Here is a 783-nt window from a genome sequence, read left to right as displayed (position 1 = left end):
GGTGTATTCGTTTCAATCAGCGAGTACCCGCGTTGCTTTTCGCCCTTGCCGTCTTTGCAGGTAACGCAATAGATGGTTTCACCAAAACTGAGGTTGTAGAGTTTTTCAGGAAGCTGGTCGTACTCTTTTTTGTAGCTTGCATCCAGGAGTTTTCCCTTGGTGATATGACCGGTATCGCCGGTAAAGATGGCGAGTGTCTTTGACTCGGCGACAGCCTTCGCCGCCGTATCTCCCGTTGTCTTTCCCGTTGTATTTCCTGTCGTATCCGCTAACGCGGCATATCTATCCCCTTCGTGCGTGAAGTCGTAGACGTAGTGTTTGAAATATTCAAAATCGTTCTTGGCAAAAAAACAAGCGAGCGCAAACACAAGCAATGCAAGCGCCGCTAAAGTCTTTTTAGTCCTGGATAACGTCGAAAAATTCATGGATCAGATGGGTGACAGGTATTTAAGACAACAGACGAACAAGTCTGCTGATGGAAGGGCAGCTATCGTGAAATGCAGTCAAGTATTGAACCGGACCGCCGAAGTATCGCTGACTATTTTGACTGGCACAACGGGGCAGGATCGCGTGCAAGCATGGATCGAATCACCCTAAAGCAAAGTCGGCGCTCAAGGTTTCCCTCCCCAATCACGTCATCCTGGATGACGCATCGCAATGGTAGATCGACGATGAAAATGACGATTGCTGAAACGCCTTGTTGCATTTGCTATAAAAATAGTAGCTGCTTGCGCAAGTCCTTCAAGGGCTCTGGCTACTATTCTTATGGATTTCCTGCAAATC

At 47.8% G+C, this 783-nt stretch carries 1 protein-coding gene; it reads right to left on the bottom strand.

Annotated features, from left to right (window positions below; all coding sequences use genetic code 11):
* A partial coding sequence (locus tag AC1D1X_RS24800) for a hypothetical protein (protein WP_477699555.1) occupies positions 1-425 on the bottom strand: 425 nt, incomplete at its 3' end.
* Positions 426-783 lie beyond the last annotated feature (358 nt).

This window comes from Polaromonas sp. P1_G4 (assembly GCF_056405475.1).
The sequence above is the reverse complement of the archived record's forward strand: the minus strand, read 5'-3'. Positions and strand labels throughout refer to the sequence as shown.